The 14941-nt window shown below is 71.7% G+C and carries 12 protein-coding genes; 8 read left to right on the top strand and 4 right to left on the bottom strand.

Features of this window, described 5'->3' with window-relative positions; all coding sequences use genetic code 11:
* The first annotated feature begins 21 nt into the window (after positions 1-21).
* The 8 genes from HDG69_RS14130 (at position 22) to pyk (ending at position 12237) form a co-directional block, all read left to right on the top strand.
* On the top strand, positions 22-300 hold the full coding sequence (locus HDG69_RS14130; RefSeq protein WP_171784455.1) for an HGxxPAAW family protein: 279 nt from the start codon (positions 22-24) through the stop codon (positions 298-300).
* A 222-nt stretch (positions 301-522) separates the two neighbouring features.
* Positions 523-1347, top strand: a complete 825-nt coding sequence (gene trpC / locus HDG69_RS14125; RefSeq protein ID WP_171784454.1) for an indole-3-glycerol phosphate synthase TrpC — start codon at positions 523-525, stop codon at positions 1345-1347.
* A gap of 81 nt (positions 1348-1428) precedes the next feature.
* Entirely contained in the window at positions 1429-2724 is a 1296-nt protein-coding gene (trpB, locus tag HDG69_RS14120; RefSeq protein ID WP_171784600.1) for a tryptophan synthase subunit beta, read from the top strand.
* Positions 2721-3566, top strand: coding sequence for a tryptophan synthase subunit alpha (trpA, locus tag HDG69_RS14115; RefSeq protein WP_171784453.1), 846 nt, complete (start codon positions 2721-2723; stop codon positions 3564-3566). The genes trpB and trpA overlap by 4 nt, the downstream gene beginning before the upstream one ends.
* The gene (gene lgt / locus HDG69_RS14110; RefSeq protein ID WP_171784452.1) at positions 3563-4567 is read left to right on the top strand and encodes a prolipoprotein diacylglyceryl transferase; all 1005 of its coding nucleotides are present in this window, start codon (positions 3563-3565) and stop codon (positions 4565-4567) included. Before trpA ends, lgt begins: the two co-directional genes overlap by 4 nt.
* 125 nt (positions 4568-4692) lie before the next feature.
* Positions 4693-9261: a glutamate synthase large subunit gene (gltB, locus tag HDG69_RS14105; protein WP_171784451.1), complete on the top strand. Its 4569-nt coding sequence runs from the start codon at positions 4693-4695 to the stop codon at positions 9259-9261.
* Positions 9254-10720, top strand: a complete 1467-nt coding sequence (locus tag HDG69_RS14100) for a glutamate synthase small subunit (protein ID WP_171784450.1) — start codon at positions 9254-9256, stop codon at positions 10718-10720. Before gltB ends, HDG69_RS14100 begins: the two co-directional genes overlap by 8 nt.
* Before the next feature lie 77 nt (positions 10721-10797).
* Positions 10798-12237: a pyruvate kinase gene (gene pyk, locus HDG69_RS14095; protein ID WP_171784449.1), complete on the top strand. Its 1440-nt coding sequence runs from the start codon at positions 10798-10800 to the stop codon at positions 12235-12237.
* A gap of 500 nt (positions 12238-12737) precedes the next feature.
* Here the strand turns inward: pyk and HDG69_RS14090 are convergent, their stop codons facing one another.
* From HDG69_RS14090 to HDG69_RS14075, 4 genes are all read right to left on the bottom strand, one after another.
* Positions 12738-12983, bottom strand: a complete 246-nt coding sequence (locus tag HDG69_RS14090; protein WP_171784448.1) for a hypothetical protein — start codon at positions 12981-12983, stop codon at positions 12738-12740.
* Positions 12984-13118: 135 nt separating this feature from the next.
* The gene (locus HDG69_RS14085) at positions 13119-13403 is read right to left on the bottom strand and encodes a hypothetical protein (protein WP_171784447.1); all 285 of its coding nucleotides are present in this window, start codon (positions 13401-13403) and stop codon (positions 13119-13121) included.
* Between the two features lie 2 nt (positions 13404-13405).
* Positions 13406-14599: a LamG-like jellyroll fold domain-containing protein gene (locus HDG69_RS14080; RefSeq protein ID WP_171784446.1), complete on the bottom strand. Its 1194-nt coding sequence runs from the start codon at positions 14597-14599 to the stop codon at positions 13406-13408.
* Between the two features lie 3 nt (positions 14600-14602).
* Positions 14603-14941 carry a hypothetical protein gene (locus tag HDG69_RS14075; protein ID WP_171784445.1) on the bottom strand — a complete coding sequence of 113 codons (339 nt, stop codon included), beginning with the start codon at positions 14939-14941 and terminating at the stop codon, positions 14603-14605.

The raw sequence follows: 14941 nt of genomic DNA, 5'->3' as shown, positions 1-14941 counted from the left end.
GACGAAAGGTATGCCTCGCCCATGACCGACAACACCACCGCCGAGCCGATCTACCTGCCCGACGCGGTCCCGCCCACGAACCACGGCCACACCGTCGCGGCCTGGACCGCCATGGTCGGCGTCATGACCGGCGCGCTCGTGTCCGCGGTCGGTTGCCTGCCCGGCGTGCCGTTCGCGATCTTCTGGGCGGGGCTGGTGATCGTCCTGCTCGCCTGCGTGGCAGGGCTCGTCCTGCGCAACATGGGCTACGGCCAGGCGAAGCCGGGAGTAGAGCCCCGTCGCTCGGCGAGCTCGCACTGAGCCCGGTCACCACTCGCGCGTCCCACGGCGCCCGCACCTCACGAGGTGCGGGCGCCGTGGCATGCACGCCCTGGGCGCGTCACGGGGTGATAACGATGTGCTCCGTCGGGTGCTGCGAACGGCGACGTCCCGCCGGGTGGAGCGTCTCGTCCCTCGGGCACTGGTCGGTGCGCCGGTGAGACGGGCCTACCATGGCAGCAAGACGACGAGGGAGGGAAGAGCATGACGGTCCTGGAGGACATCGTCGCAGGGGTCCGCGAGGATCTCGCCGTGCGGCAGGCCCGCACCTCGCTCGACGAGCTGAAGGAACGCTCCGCGAAGACACCGGGCGCGCTCGAGTGCTGCAGCCGTCTGCTGTCCGAGGACAAGGTCGCAGTCATCGCCGAGGTCAAGCGGTCCAGCCCGAGCAGGGGCGCCCTGGCGGAGATCACGGACCCGGCGGCCCTGGCGGTCGAGTACGCGGCAGGTGGGGCGAGCGTGATCTCGGTGCTCACCGAGCAGCGCCGGTTCGGCGGCAGCCTGGCCGACCTCGACGCCGTCCGCTCACGTGTCGACGTGCCGGTCCTGCGCAAGGACTTCGTCGTGACCCCGTACCAGGTGTGGGAGGCGCGGGCGCACGGAGCCGACGTGGTCCTGCTCATCGTCGCCGCGCTCGAGCAGACCGTGCTGACGTCGTTGGTCGAGCGGGTCCATTCCTTGGGCATGACGGCGCTGGTCGAGGCGCACACGGAGGACGAGGTGCGTCGTGCCCTCGACGCCGGGGCGCGGGTGGTGGGCGTCAACGCACGCAACCTCAAGACGCTCGAGGTCGACCGCGACACCTTCTCCCGGCTGGCCCCGTTGATCCCCGACGACGTGGTCAGGGTCGCGGAGTCGGGCGTGCGGGGACCGCACGACGTCATGGACTACGCTCGCGCCGGGGCTCATGCCGTGCTGGTCGGCGAGGCACTGGTGACCGACGGCGAGCCTCGACGGTCCGTCGCGGACCTCGTCGCGGCGGGGCAGCACCCCGCTCTGTGGTCCGTACGACCCGCCGCCCAGCCGTGACTCCCGAGGCGGCCGCCGCCCCGCCGAACTGACCCCCCACGCCATGAAGGAGCGCCCGTGCCCGAGCAGCCTGAGCAGCCCGTGCGAGACGCGCTGACCGAGACCCTGGCTCATCAGGTCGCCGAGAAGCTCGCCGACGTCCAGGGGCCCTACTTCGGGCAGTTCGGCGGTCGCTACGTCCCCGAAGCGCTCATCGCCGCGCTCGACGAGCTCGAGACCGAGTTCCGCAAGGCTCAGGGGGACCCGGCGTTCGCGGCCGAGCTGTCCCGGTTGCACCGCGACTACACGGGCAGGCCGTCACCGGTGACCGAGGTCCCTCGCTTCGCGGCGCACATCGCCGACGCGGACGGGGACGGCACCGCGCCCGTGCGCGTGTTCCTCAAGCGCGAGGACCTCAACCACACCGGCTCGCACAAGATCAACAACGTGCTGGGCCAGGCCCTGCTCGTCAAGCGGATGGGCAAGACGCGGGTCATCGCCGAGACCGGAGCGGGCCAGCACGGCGTGGCGACGGCGACGGCTGCGGCGCTCCTCGGCCTCGAGTGCGTGGTGTACATGGGCGAGGAGGACACTCGCCGGCAGGCACTCAACGTCGCGCGCATGGAACTGCTCGGAGCGACCGTCGTGCCCGTGTCGGTGGGCACCCGCACCCTCAAGGATGCGATCAACGAGGCGTTGCGGGACTGGGTGACGAACGTCGACCACACCCACTACCTGCTCGGCACGGTCACGGGACCGCACCCGTTCCCGGAGATGGTGCGCGAGTTCCACCGCATCATCGGCGAGGAGGCGCGCGAGCAGGTCATGGAGCGCGTCGGTCGTCTGCCCGACGCCGTCATGGCCTGCGTGGGTGGCGGCTCCAACGCGCTGGGACTGTTCAACGCCTTCCTCGACGACGCCGAGGTGTCCCTGTACGGCTTCGAGGCAGGGGGCGAGGGCATCGAGTCCGGGCGGCATGCCGCCCGGTTCTCGGGCGGTGCGCCCGGGGTCCTGCACGGGGCGCGTTCCTACCTCCTGCAGGACGACGACGGGCAGACGCGTCCGAGCCACTCGGTCTCCGCCGGCCTGGACTACCCGAGCGTCGGCCCCGCGCACTCCTGGCTCCACGACATCGGGCGCGCCACCTACGAGCCCGTCACCGACAGCGAGGCGATGGAGGCCTTCCGCCTGCTGTGCCGGACCGAGGGCATCATCCCTGCGATCGAGTCGGCGCACGCGCTGGCCGGTGCGCTGCGGCTGGGACGCCGCATGGTCGACGAGGGTCGCACGGACCAGGTGTTCCTGATCAACCTCTCGGGCCGGGGGGACAAGGACGTCGCGACGGCGGCGCGCTGGTTCGGCCTGCTCGACGAGGACACCACGGAGGGAGACCGGTGAGCGGGACGGTGACGACCTCGAGGACCGCCGCGCGGCTGGACGAGCTGGCTGCGGTCGGCCGCCCGGCGCTCGTGGGCTACCTGCCGGTGGGGTTCCCCGACGTGCCGCGCTCGATCGAGGCGGTGTCGATGATGGTCGACGCGGGCGTGGACGTCGTCGAGGTCGGGGTGCCGTACACCGACCCGGTGATGGACGGGCCCGTCATCCAGCGTGCGGCGGAGGCCGCCCTGGCCGGCGGGGCGCGCGTGCGGGACGTGCTCGCCGTCGTCGAGGCGGTCGCGGACCGTTCGGGCGGGAAGATCCCTGCGCTGGTGATGTCCTACTACAACCCGGTGCTGCGATACGGCGTGGAGGCGTTCGCACGCGACCTGGCCGCTGCCGGGGGAGCGGGGATGATCACCCCCGACCTCATCCCCGACGAGGCGCAGGAGTGGAGTGCTGCTGCCGACGAGCACGCGCTGGACAAGGTCTACCTGGTGGCCCCGAGCTCGACGCCGGACCGGTTGCGCCTCACCGCGCAGGCGTCCCGAGGGTTCGTCTACGCCGCCTCGACCATGGGCGTCACGGGCGCACGCGAGGCCGTCGGGCAGCGCGCCGAGGAGCTGGTCGCGCACACCCGCGCTGCAGGCGCCCGCCACGTGTGCGTCGGTCTGGGTGTCTCGACCGGCGCCCAGGCCGCGGAGGTCGGACGCTTCGCCGACGGCGTCATCGTCGGATCCGCGCTGGTCCGCACCTTGCTGACCGACGACCCGTGGGCCGACCGCCTGGACGCGCTGGGCAGGGTGACCGGCGAGCTCGCGGCCGGTGTCGCGCGCGCCCGCACCACCGGAGGAGACTCGTGACCGTCACCGGCCAGCTCGCAGCGTCGATCCCGAGCCCCGCACAGCACACGTGGTACCTCGGTCCGGTACCGGTCCGGGCCTACGCGCTCGCGATCCTGGCAGGCATCGTCGTCGCCGCGTGGATGACCATGCGGCGGTGGAAGGCCCGGGGCGGGGACCCCGACGACGTGCTCGAGATCGCGTTCTGGGCGGTGCCCTTCGGCATCGTCGGAGGCCGGCTCTACCACGTGTTCTCCACGCCCGAGCCCTACTGGGGCCCGAACGGCGACCCCGTCAGCGCCCTGTACATCTGGGAGGGCGGTCTCGGGATCTGGGGGGCGGTCGCCCTGGGTGCGGTGGGCGCGTGGATCGGGTGCCGCCGGCTCGGCGTGCGCCTGTCGTCCTTCGCGGACGCGCTCGCGCCCGGGCTCCTGGTGGCCCAGGCGATCGGCCGGCTGGGCAACTGGTTCAACCAGGAGCTGTTCGGCGCGCCGACGGACCTGCCCTGGGGGCTGCAGATCGACCCGGCCTACCTTCCGATCGACCCGGCGACGGGACTGCAGTACGCCGAGGGGACGCTGTTCCACCCCACGTTCCTGTACGAGATGCTCTGGAACCTCGCGGCGGCCGCACTTCTCGTGTGGCTCGACCGCCGGTACAGGCTCGGTCATGGGAGGGTATTCTGGGCCTACGTCGCGGTCTACACCCTGGGAAGGGTGTGGATCGAGATGCTCCGCATCGACACCGCCGAGATGGTGCTCGGGCTGCGGCTGAACGTGTGGACCTCGATCGTCGTGGGCCTCGGGGCCCTCGTCGCGTTCGTCGTCATCGGCCGGCTGCGTCCGGGTCGCGAGGACGGCGTCGCGCTGCCGGGTCGTCCCGACGACCCGGGGGTGCAGTCCGAGACCGACGGTGACCCCGACGCCACGGCCGAGGCCGTAGACGCCGAGGGCACCACCGACACGACCGACACGGAAGCGTCAGCCTCCGGACCCGACCAGGGCCCGGCAGCTCGCGCCTGAGGTGTCGCCGACCGGGTCACCACCCGGGAAGGCGGCACCTGACAAGTCCGACGGGCCGACGACGTCCCGAACCACCCTTGAAGCAGAGACGCGCCCGCACGCGGGCGCTCAGGAGGACGGTGTTGATGACCACGCCGCAGCACTGGGTCGCGCCACCCGAGGCGCAGGGCCTCTACGACCCGGCGACGGAGCACGACGCGTGCGGTGTCGCGTTCGTCGCGACCCTGCGTGGGACGCCCGGACGGGACATCGTCGACGCGGGCCTGACCGCGCTGCTCAACCTCGACCACCGCGGTGCGGTCGGTGCAGAGGAGAACAGCGGCGACGGGGCGGGGATCCTCACCCAGATCCCCGACGCGTTCGTCCGTGACGTCGTCGCGGTCGAGCTGCCGCCCGCCGGTCGGTACGCGATCGGCATGGCGTTCCTCCCGCAGGACGCTGCCGAGGCGGACGCCGTCGCGCGTCGCTTCGAGGCGATCGCCGTCGAGGAGAAGCTTGACGTGCTCGCCTGGCGCGAGGTGCCGGTGACCGCGGACCTCGTCGGTCCCACGGCCCGCGCCTCCATGCCTGTCTTCCGACAGGTCATCGTCGCGGACCCGGCACGCGAGCTCGCCGGCATCGACCTCGACCGGCGGGCCTACCGGCTGCGCAAGCGTGCCGAGAACGAGCTCGGGCTGTTCCTGGCCTCGCTGTCGGCTCGTACGCTCACGTACAAGGGCATGCTGACCACGGCCCAGCTCGAGCCGTTCTTCCCCGACCTCTCCGACGCGCGCTACGCGTCGGAGATCGCGCTGGTCCACTCCCGGTTCTCGACCAACACCTTCCCGTCGTGGCCGCTGGCCCAGCCGTTCCGGCTGATCGCCCACAACGGCGAGATCAACACGGTGCGGGGGAACCGCAACTGGATGGCGGCCCGTGAGGGGACCCTCGCCAGCGAGGCGCTCGGAGACCTGGCGCCGCTGCTGCCCGTGTGCACCGCCGGGTCGAGCGACTCGGCGAGCTTCGACGAGGTGCTCGAGCTGCTGCACCTGTCCGGGCGGTCGCTGCCCCACTCGGTGCTCATGATGATCCCGGAGGCCTGGGAGAACCATGCCGAGATGGACCCTGCGCGGCGGGCCTTCTACGAGTACCACGCCAACCTCATCGAACCGTGGGACGGTCCGGCCTGCCTGACCTTCACCGACGGGACGCTCATCGGCGCGGTGCTGGACCGCAACGGTCTGCGTCCGGGCCGCTACTGGGTCACCGAGGACGGGCTCGTCGTCCTCGGGTCCGAGGCCGGGGTGCTCGACCTCGACCCGGCGACCATCGTCCGCAAGGGGCGCCTCGAGCCCGGTCGCATGTTCCTGGTGGACACCGACCAGGGCCGGATCGTCGAGGACGACGAGGTCAAGTCTCAGCTCGCGGCGCAGCGCCCGTACGCGAAGTGGGTCGAGGAGAACTCGATCTCGCTGGAGTCGCTGCCTGAGCGTGAGCACGTCGCGCACTCGCCCGCGTCGGTCCAGCGTCGCCAGCGTGCCTTCGGGTACACCTCGGAAGAGCTCAAGATCATCCTGACCCCGATGGCGAACCAGGCCATGGAGCCCTTGGGCGCCATGGGGTCCGACACGCCCGTGGCGGTGCTCTCGAGCCGTCCCCGTCTGCTGTTCGACTACTTCACGCAGATGTTCGCCCAGGTGACCAACCCGCCGTTGGACGCGATCCGCGAAGAGCTGGTGACGTCGATCGGTGGCGCCATCGGCCCGGAGCCGAACCTGCTCGACGACACCGCCGCTCATGCGCGCAAGCTCCTGCTGCCCTTCCCGGTGCTCGACAACGACGAGCTCGCGAAGATCGTGCGGATCGAGCGAGACGCCCGGCTGGAGGGCGAGTTCCGGGCGGCGATCGTGCGAGGTCTGTACGACGTCTCCGGTGGCGGCCGTGCGCTGCACGCACGCCTGGAGGAGATCTTCGCCGAGATCGACGCGCAGATCGAGGCCGGCGCGACGCACATCGTGCTCTCGGACCGGGACTCGGACGCCGAGAAGGCGCCGATCCCGTCCCTGCTGCTCACCAGCGCGGTGCATCATCACCTGCTGCGCCGGCAGACCCGTACGCGGATCTCGCTGGTCGTGGAGGCCGGCGACGTCCGCGAGGTCCACCACGTCGCGCTCCTGATCGGCTACGGCGCGGCCGCCGTCAACCCGTACCTCGCGATGGAGACCGTCGAGGACCTCGCCGTGCGCGGCTACCTGGACGTCGCTCCCGACGAGGCCGTGCGCAACCTCATCAAGGCGCTCGGCAAGGGGGTGCTCAAGGTGATGTCCAAGATGGGCATCTCCACGATCATGTCCTACCGCGGCGCGCAGGTCTTCGAGGCGGTGGGTCTCTCCCACGAGCTCGTCGACGACTACTTCACCGGGACGACCAGCCGGCTCGCCGGCATCGGCCTCGACGTGATCGCGGCCGAGACGGCGGCACGTCACGCGGAGGCCTACCCGGCCTCGGGCAACCACGCGCCGCACGAACGGCTCACCACCGGGGGGGAGTACCAGTGGCGGCGGGACGGCGAGGAGCACCTCTTCGACCCGGAGACGGTCTTCCGGCTCCAGCACGCCACCCGGACGGGTCGCATGGAGATCTTCCGGCAGTACACCCGCCGTGTCGACGAGCAGTCCCAGCGACTGATGACCCTGCGGGGGCTGCTGCGGTTCGACCCTGACCGTGAGCCGATCCCGATCGACGAGGTCGAGCCCGTCAGCGAGATCGTCAAGCGGTTCAACACCGGTGCGATGTCCTACGGCGCGATCAGCCAGGAGATGCACGAGACGCTCGCCGTGGCGATGAACGAGATCGGGGGCCGCTCGAACTCCGGCGAGGGCGGTGAGGACCCGGAGCGCCTGTACGACCCGCGGCGGCGTTCGCGCGTCAAGCAGATCGCTTCCGGACGTTTCGGCGTCACGAGCGAGTACCTGACCCAGGCCGACGACATCCAGCTCAAGCTCGCGCAGGGTGCCAAGCCCGGCGAGGGCGGTCAGCTTCCTGGTCCCAAGGTGTACCCGTGGGTCGCGAAGACCCGGCACTCGACCCCCGGGGTCGGACTCATCTCGCCGCCGCCGCACCACGACATCTACTCGATCGAGGATCTCGCCCAGCTGATCCACGACGCCAAGAACGCGAACCCGAGCGCTCGGGTCCACGTCAAGCTCGTCTCCGAGTTCGGTGTGGGCACGGTCGCCACGGGGGTGTCCAAGGCGCATGCCGACGTGGTCCTCATCTCGGGCCACGACGGCGGGACGGGCGCCAGCCCGTTGACCTCCCTCAAGCACGCGGGGACGCCGTGGGAGATCGGCCTGGCCGAGACCCAGCAGACGCTCGTGCTCAACAACCTGCGAGACCGGATCACGGTGCAGGTCGACGGTCAGATGAAGACGGGCCGCGACGTCGTGGTGGCCGCGCTGCTGGGGGCCGAGGAGTTCGGCTTCGCGACCGCACCGATGGTGGTCTCGGGCTGCATCATGATGCGGGTCTGCCACCTGGACACGTGCCCGGTCGGCGTCGCGACCCAGAACCCGGAGCTGCGGCGCCGGTTCACCGGCAAGCCCGAGTTCGTGATCAACTTCTTCGAGTTCATCGCCACGGAGGTGCGTGAGCACCTCGCCTCCCTGGGCTTCCGTTCGGTCGAGGAGGCCGTCGGTCAGGTCCAGGCGCTGGACACGCGCAAGGCTGTCGACCACTGGAAGGCCGAGGGGCTCGACCTCGCCCCGGTCCTCGAGCGGGTCGAGCACCCGGCGGGCACCGCGCTCCACCGCACCCGGGACCAGGACCACGGCCTGGACAAGGCCCTCGACCAGCAGCTCATCGCCCAGGCGGCGCCGGCGCTCGAGGACGCCGTCCCGGTGTGCATCGAGGTGCCGGTGCGCAACGTCAACCGCACGGTCGGCACGATGCTCGGTCACGAGGTGACCAAGCGGTACCGCGGCGAGGGGCTTCCTGACGACACGATCGACGTGACCCTGACCGGTTCGGCGGGCCAGTCGTTCGGGGCGTTCGTCCCGCGCGGGGTGACCCTGCGGCTCTTCGGCGACGCGAACGACTACGTCGGCAAGGGCCTGTCGGGTGGCCGGATCGTCGTGCGGCCCGACCGGGCGGCGGTGCTCGACGGTGCCGCCAACGTCATCGCCGGCAACGTCATCGGCTACGGAGCGACGAGCGGCAAGATCCTCCTGCGGGGGCGTGTCGGCGAACGGTTCGCGGTCCGCAACTCGGGCGCGACCCTGGTCGTCGAGGGCGTGGGGGACCACGGCTGCGAGTACATGACCGGTGGTGAGGTCGTCGTGCTCGGACCGACCGGCCGCAACTTCGGCGCCGGGATGTCCGGCGGCGTGGCCTACGTGCTGAACCTGCGCGAGGGCGCGATGAACACGGCGTCGGTGGCGAACGGTGAGCTCGTCGTCGGCCCGCTGGAGGACGACGACTGGGCCCGGGTGCGTGAGCTGCTGGCCGAGCACCAGGAGGAGACCGGGTCGCCGGTCGCGGCCGAGCTGCTCGAGGACGCCGGCACGAGGGCACGGTTCTCCCGTGTCCTGCCTCCTGCCTGGGCGAACGTCCGTACGGCACTGGCCGAGGCGCAGTCCGCTGGTACGCCCTTGGGAGAGGGCGACGACTTCGACCCCTCCCTCTGGGAGCACATCATGGAGGTGGCACGTGGCTGATCCCCGTGGATTCCTGAAGGTACGGGAGCGCGAGCTCCCGCCGAGCCGCCCGGTCGAGGTGCGGCTGCGTGACTGGCGCGACACCCACGAGGTCCGTCAGGAGGGGCAGCCCTTCCTGAAGGAGCAGGCCGGCCGCTGCATGGACTGCGGCATCCCGTTCTGCCACCAAGGCTGCCCGCTCGGGAACCTCATCCCGGAGTGGAACGACCTGGTGCGGACGGGCCAGTGGGCCGACGCCATCGAACGGTTGCACGCCACCAACAACTTCCCCGAGTTCACCGGCCGGGTGTGCCCCGCGCCGTGCGAGACGAGCTGCGTGCTGGGCATCAACCAGCCGGCGGTCACGATCAAGAACATCGAGGTCTCGATCATCGACGAGGCCTTCGAGCGAGGTCTGGTGACGCCCCAGGTGCCTCAGCGCCTCACCGGCTCGACGGTGGCGGTCGTGGGATCGGGCCCCGCCGGGCTCGCGGTGGCGCAACAGCTGACCCGTGCCGGGCACACCGTCGTCGTCTACGAGCGGGACGACGCGATCGGCGGGCTGCTGCGCTACGGCATCCCCGACTTCAAGCTCGAGAAGTCGCACATCGAACGGCGACTGGCGCAGATGGAGGCTGAGGGCACGCGGTTCCGCACGAGCGTGGAGATCGGCAAGGACATCACCTGGGACGCGTTGCGCCGGCGCTTCGACGCCGTCGTGATCGCCACGGGTGCCACCGTCCCGCGCGAGCTCGCCGTCCCGGGCAACGACCTCGAGGGCGTGCACCCGGCGATGGAGTTCCTCACGCCGTCCAACAAGGCGGTGGCGGGCAGGCCGGTCGAGGGTGTGCCGGACGCCGAGGGCAAGCACGTCGTGGTCATCGGCGGTGGCGACACGGGCTCGGACTGCGTGGGCACGTCCCTGCGCCAGGGCGCTGCGAGCGTGACCACCCTCGCCATCGGCAAGAGGCCGCCGACCGAGCGCCCTGAGCACCAGCCGTGGCCCACCGACCCGATCGTCTTCGAGGTGTCGAGCTCTCACGAGGAGGGCGGGGAGCGGACGTTCCTCGCCTCGACGGTAGAGTTCGTCGGCGACGACAGCGGTGCGGTCCGAGCACTGAAGGTCGCCGAGACCGAGTACCTCGACGACGGTCGACGAGTTCCCCGGGCCGGTACCGAGCGAGAGATCCCCGCGGATCTCGTGCTCATCGCGATGGGATTCACAGGACCCGAGACCGAGGAGCTGGTCACCCAGACCGGCGCCGAGACCACCAGCCGCGGCCTGGTGCGCCGCGGCGACGACTACGCGACCACGCTGCCGGGCGTCTTCGTGGCCGGCGACGCCGGCCGCGGTCAGTCCCTCATCGTGTGGGCGATCGCCGAAGGTCGGGCGGCCGCGGCCGCCGTGGACAGGTTCCTCCAGGGCAGCACAGAGCTGCCGGCCCCGGTGGGCCCGCGCACGGTGGCCCTGAGAGGATGAGCACGAACCCGGGCGCCGTGTGGCGTCCGGGACGGCCCCGGTCGGTACCGGGGCAGTACGACGACGAGGCTGGAGACATGCGCAGAGCGAAGATCGTGTGCACCATCGGACCCGCGACAGCATCCCCGGAGAAGCTCCGGGAGCTGGTCGACGCGGGTATGGACGTGGCCCGGATCAACCGGAGCCACGGCGAGCAGTCGGAGCACGAGGCCGTCTATCACGGCGTGCGCACGGCGGCCCAGGAAGCTGGGCGAAACGTCGCCGTCCTGGTGGACCTGCAGGGGCCCAAGATCCGGCTGGGCCGGTTCGGGGGCGACGAGAAGCACCTCCTGCAGGTGGGTGACACCTTCACGATCACCACCGAGGACGTCGTGGGGACGCGTGAGCTGGTCTCCACCACCCACAAGGGTCTGGCACAGGACGCCCGGGTGGGTGACCCCCTGCTCATCGACGACGGCAAGGTGCGCGTGCGTGTCACCGCCGTGGAGGGGCCGCGCGTCGTCACGACCGTCGAGGTGCCCGGCCCGGTGTCGAACAACAAGGGCATCAACCTGCCCGGCGTCGCCGTCTCGGTGCCGGCGCTGAGCGAGAAGGACACGGACGACCTGCGCTGGGCGCTTCGGATGGGGGCGGACCTCATCGCCCTGTCGTTCGTGCGCAACGCCGAGGACTACCAGGACGTGCGGCGGATCATGGACGAGGAGGGGCGCGTCGTCCCGGTCATCGCCAAGATCGAGAAGCCGCAGGCGGTGGAGAACCTCGAGGAGGTCGTGGCGGCCTTTGACGGTTTCATGGTCGCTCGCGGTGACCTCGCGGTGGAGATGCCGCTGGAGCAGGTCCCGCTGGTCCAGAAGCGTATCGTGGAGCTGGCCCGCCAGAACGCGAAGCCGGTCATCGTGGCCACGCAGGTGCTGGAGTCCATGACGACCAGCCCGACGCCGACCCGCGCCGAGGCCTCGGACTGCGCCAACGCCGTGCTGGACGGCGCGGACGCCGTCATGCTCTCGGGCGAGACCAGCGTGGGTGACTACCCGATCATCACCGTGCAGACCATGGCGCGGATCATCGAGGCCACGGAGGAGATGGGCCGGGAGCGGATCGCCCCGCTGGGCTCGTCGCCGCACACCCGTGGCGGCATCATCACCCGGGCCGCGGCCGAGATCGGCAACTCCTTGGGGGTGAAGTACCTCGTCACCTTCACGCAGTCCGGGGACTCGGCCAAACGGATGTCGCGCCTGCGCTCGGGCATCCCGCTGCTCGCCTTCACCCCGGAGGAGTCGGTGCGCAACGTGCTGGCGCTCAGCTGGGGCACGACGACGTACACCGTGCCGGAGGTGGGATCGGTGGACGCCATGGTGGGTCAGGTCGACCAGACGCTGCAGGCCAACGGCCTGGCCGAGGTCGGCGACCGGGTGGTCATCGTCTCCGGTGCGCCGGTCGGCGTGCCGGGCACGACGAACTCGATCCTCGTGCACAAGGTCGGCAGCCACGGCGACGGGGGAGCCCTCGCCGGCTGACCGTCGGGCGCCGGTGAACCTGGCGCACCAGCGCACGAGAGCCCGGGCCGCTGCGGCGGCCCGGGCTCTCGTGCTGCGGTGCCCCGGGCGGGATTCGAACCCGCCCCTGCCAACCACCCATCGCCGCAGGTCAGGCCGCGAAACCGGCCCGATTTCGGACATTGCGGCCCTGGTGATTTGTAGGCGGATTTTCAACGGTTTCGATAGGCCTGATGTAGACACGCCTACACGGATTCGGCCGTCAGTCTCGATCTGGCGCCGCACGGCCTCGCCCAACTCCGGGTCCCGGCCGGGCCGTTCGGGCAGCCGGCCGACGACGGCGCGGTACTCCTCGTCGAGCTGCGCGAGGGCGAGCACGGTCAGCGGGTCCATCGCGCCAGGGTGTCCGACGGCGGGCCGGGGGAGCGGGCGGCGTGCACAGGGCTGTGGAAAAGGCTCCGACGTCTCACCCCTGATCCGTCGCAACCTTTGCTGACGGATCGGGCGCAGGCGTTGCAACGTTAGATCGGCTCGCAGCACTCCTGATCGACCCACGCGGTCCACTCGCCCCACCCGGGGTACTCCGCGGTGAACGCGAGCATGCCCCGTGCACGCGCCGTGACCGCGCCGTCGAGCGTCACGACGTCGCCGCCGTAGGTCCGCGCCGTGCAGCGGGCCGGCCGCGGTTCGTCGTACACCTCGTGCCCGGGCGGCCGGGCCGCCTGGTGCGCGATGAGGTGGCGGTGGTCGGGGATCGGCGGGCGCATGGGGCCAGTGTGCGTCCTGGGTACGACGAAACGGCCCCCGACCACCTCGGAGAGGCAGCCGGGGGCCGTCAGTGCACCTGAGTGCAGGTCAGTCGACGTGCAGTGAGCGGGTGTCGTCGTCGTGCTCGGGGTCGATCAGGCGGGCGGCAGCGTCACCACGTCGATCACGCCGGCGCTGCGGATGAGCACCTCGGGTGCGGCCGCGGCGCGCAGCAGGGCGTAGTGCCGCCCGGAGGCGAGCGCGACGGTGCCGGCGGGGTTGTCGATGGCGTCAGGTCCGGCGATGAGCAGGCTCACGGTCTCGCCGGACCGGTCCATGGTGTGCCAGTCGGTGCCGTCGAAGGTGGCCTCGATGTCGCCCGCGGGGGCGTGGCTGAGGTCCCACGAGACGGTCTCGCGGCCTCTGCGGTCGATGCGCACTGCTACCTCCGGGGGGTCGAGGTGATCAAGGGCCGTCCGGTCGGAGCGCCGGAGGCAAGGCTGGCGCCCGAGGGTGACCCGGCGCGCAGGGGTGCGCCGTACGGCCCGGACGAGAGGGCGAGCTCGCCACCGACGGCGGCCGGGTTGCGGCCTGACCCGGAGGCGGTCACGCGCACCGACGCGACGGACGCCCCGGAGCGACGGGCGACACCGGTGCCGGTCGCGGCCACGCCGATGGTGGCGACCGAGGATCCGCCCCGGGTGTGCACCGGTGAGCCTGAGCCGAGAGCCGTGACGCCGACCGTGGCGACGGACGACCCGCCTGTGGCCTTGGAGCCTGCGCCGGCCGGCGTGGTGGTGATGGTCGCGACGGCCGCCCCGGAGGCCCTGCGGCGGCCGGACCCTGTGGCCGTGACGCCGGCGGCCGCCGTGCTCGCACCGGTGGCCGTCTTCGATCCGGCGCCGGTGGTGCTCACGGATGCGCCGGTGATGCTCGACCCGGCGGCGACCTTGCGCCCGGTGCCCGACGACGTGACGGTCACGACGGCCACCGATGCGCCCGACGGCGCCGAGGACGGGTCGGGCACGGGGGTGTCCATCGCCTCCGCGATCGCCGCGGTGTTCAGTACCGAGTCGTACAGGCGCACGTCGTCCACGGTGCAGGTGCTCGGCACGCTGGGGTGGCCGCCGGCCGAGACGGTGACAGACCCTGCGTCCAGGGTGCCGCTGCCGGGCAGCACCCCGGTCCCGACCAGGGTGCCGTTGGCGTAGCACGACAGGGTGCGCGTGCCCGCGTCGTAGGTCATGGCCAGGTGGTACCAGGTGCCGGCCGACGCCGGGCCGACGCTGGCGGTCTGGATGACGTCGCTCGCCCCGCCGGAGCGGATGAACGCGGACACGTTCGCCGCGGCGGAGAGGTTGATCAGCGCGTAGGCGGTCGCCGAGACCTCGAGCATCACGGGCGTCGGGGCGGCGCCGGTCAGCGTGTCGAAGCGGACCCAGCACATCGCCGTCCAGCTGGGGGCCGACGCCGTGAAGGGCGCCCCGGAAGCGGCCCGGCCCCCGACGACACCGAGGCCGCCACCGGTATGACCGGCGACCCACGTCCCGGCGTCCAGGGTCAGGGGCGGCGCGGCGACCGTGCTGGCCGCGCTCGACCCTGACCCCTCGGAGAAGCCGTAGTCGGCGACGAGCACCGGTCAGTCCGCCGAGACGGTGAACCCGGTGTCGGCGCCGTGGAGGTCGTACTGCCCGGCGCCGGTGTAGGACTCCTCCGTCAGGTCGCTCCCGCCCCACGACGCGCCCGCCGTCGAGGCGTCGTAGGCACGCCATCCGCCGACCGTGGTCGCGGCCGGGACCTGGAAGGTCAGGTCGCCGCCCAGGCGGACGTCGGCGCCGTCGGCCGATGCCGTGGCGGGCAGGCGGGCGTAGTCCCCGCCCGTCAGCTCGGTCCCGGTCTCGTCGACCAGGCCGGCGTGGGTGATCGCCGCGGCCGCGGCCGTGGCCATCAGGTCGAGCAGTGCTGGTGATGCAGCCAT

Origin of the sequence: Isoptericola halotolerans (assembly GCF_013149785.1) — a bacterium.
Lineage (GTDB): Bacteria > Actinomycetota > Actinomycetes > Actinomycetales > Cellulomonadaceae > Isoptericola > Isoptericola halotolerans.
Note: the sequence above shows the minus strand (reverse complement) of the source record. Positions and strands in the feature narration are given on the sequence as shown.

Coding starts and splice junctions, on each gene's coding strand:
- HDG69_RS14090 (WP_171784448.1), bottom strand. CDS start 12,983: ATGCGCCCGCCGATCCCCGACCACCGCCACCTCATCGCGCACCAGGCG.
- gltB (WP_171784451.1), top strand. CDS start 4,693: ATGACCACGCCGCAGCACTGGGTCGCGCCACCCGAGGCGCAGGGCCTC.
- trpC (WP_171784454.1), top strand. CDS start 523: ATGACGGTCCTGGAGGACATCGTCGCAGGGGTCCGCGAGGATCTCGCC.
- pyk (WP_171784449.1), top strand. CDS start 10,798: ATGCGCAGAGCGAAGATCGTGTGCACCATCGGACCCGCGACAGCATCC.
- HDG69_RS14075 (WP_171784445.1), bottom strand. CDS start 14,941: ATGGCTGCATCACCAGCACTGCTCGACCTGATGGCCACGGCCGCGGCC.
- HDG69_RS14130 (WP_171784455.1), top strand. CDS start 22: ATGACCGACAACACCACCGCCGAGCCGATCTACCTGCCCGACGCGGTC.